The sequence below is a fragment of the Pseudomonas sp. P20 genome, from assembly GCF_016463925.1.
GTDB classification, from domain to species: domain Bacteria; phylum Pseudomonadota; class Gammaproteobacteria; order Pseudomonadales; family Pseudomonadaceae; genus Pseudomonas; species Pseudomonas aeruginosa.
Genome location: NZ_JAEMVM010000128.1, coordinates 1 through 1,307, shown reverse-complemented (window position 1 = coordinate 1,307; position 1,307 = coordinate 1). Strand labels below are relative to the sequence as shown.

General features: G+C 65.1%; 4 protein-coding genes. 1 reads left to right on the top strand and 3 read right to left on the bottom strand.

Annotated elements, in window-relative coordinates; genetic code table 11:
- The 3 genes from JHD77_RS33395 to JHD77_RS33385 form a co-directional block, all read right to left on the bottom strand.
- A partial coding sequence (locus JHD77_RS33395; RefSeq protein ID WP_199506584.1) for a lytic transglycosylase domain-containing protein occupies window positions 1-418 on the bottom strand: 418 nt, incomplete at its 3' end.
- Window positions 415-573: a hypothetical protein gene (locus tag JHD77_RS33390; RefSeq protein ID WP_162835947.1), complete on the bottom strand. Its 159-nt coding sequence runs from the start codon at window positions 571-573 to the stop codon at window positions 415-417. The genes JHD77_RS33395 and JHD77_RS33390, both read right to left, overlap by 4 nt.
- A gap of 2 nt (window positions 574-575) precedes the next feature.
- A complete protein-coding gene (locus JHD77_RS33385; RefSeq protein ID WP_003152187.1) occupies window positions 576-872 on the bottom strand; it encodes a putative holin in 297 nt (98 codons plus the stop codon).
- A gap of 173 nt (window positions 873-1,045) precedes the next feature.
- On the opposite strand from JHD77_RS33385, the gene JHD77_RS33380 reads away from it, so the two are divergent.
- Window positions 1,046-1,307, top strand: a 262-nt coding sequence (locus tag JHD77_RS33380) for a hypothetical protein (protein ID WP_199506583.1), incomplete at its 3' end; no start/stop codon positions are given.

Here is a 1,307-nt window from a genome sequence, read left to right as displayed (position 1 = left end):
CGCCGTTGTAAGCGGACAGTACGAACGCCCAGCGATCGCACTCGCTGGAAGCCTGGTTTCGGTCGTAGAGCCAACGGTCGTAGGTGACCAGCGCGCGCAGTGCCCAGCCAGGATTGAACGGCTGATTGGCGCCAAGGGCGGCCGGATACAGGCCGGCGATCCACTCGGCGGTGCCGGGCATGAACTGCGCCAGGCCCTGGGCGCCGACAGGCGAGCGGGCATCAGCACGCCAACGGCTTTCCTGGTGAACCTGCGCGGCAAAGGTGGCGATCGGCGCCGACAGGCCCCATTCGGCATGGGCGCTGCGCACCAGGGTGCGCCGGTATTGCTCGGCGGCAGTGGGGATGCGATCCGTCGCGAAGGCCGGCTGGCAGGCGCTCAGCAGGCCCAGCAGGCCGAGGGTGAGCAGGCGCTTCATCCGAAGAAGCCTCCCCACCACACCAGGGCCGTCATCGCGATCACGTCGAACACGCGCTGCTTGAAGCTGATCACGTGGGCGAGGCCATCGCACGCATAGGACGTAACCAGGACCACGGAGGCCAGCATGATCCAGATGATTTGCGGGGCGCCCATGGTCAGAGCCCCAGCGTCAGGCCGAGGATGCAAGCCAGTACGATCAGCCCCCGGCGCAGCCAGGCACCCACGACAACCAGGTTGGCTGAGCACTCATGCGGGCGAGCCACGTAGGGAAACAGGCTGCGGTCGATCCAGTAGCCGGCCACTGCGCCCAGCGTCACCAGGACCAGCTTATAGGCGACGACCTGGAGCTGCTCCGGGCGAATGGCGGCGAGGATGATCAGCAGGACGAGGGTGACCAGCGTCCAGCTGGTCATACGCGGCGCGCGGCGGCGCCGGGGTTGCGGCGATGACATGACGATGCTCCCGATGGGGTGGCCATCCCTGGCCAACTGATGGGCATCCTGCTCCTGCAGGACGCCCGGACATCATCGTCACGCGCGCGCGAAGGCTCTTTTTGGGTACCGAACAATCAATCGATAGGGCGACGGATCAGCATTGGATCTCCATCACCGAGGAGACCACTACCATGTCCAGGCATGAAGACCTGCTGTTGCAACTCATCCAGCGTGACCCCGACAAGATCAGGAGCATCCTGGGGCTGCCCGCTCCAAAGCCAGACCTGTCCTGGTACGAAGGAGCAGAAGTCTGGATCGAAGCTGGACACCGTAGCGGCAGGGGCGCGGAACTACGCATAGCCTTCGGGGAGCCACTCCCGCATGGCTATGCCGATTTCTGGATACCGTTCAGTGGACCGGATGGCAATGCACTGGGCTGGCTGCGCTTCAGCT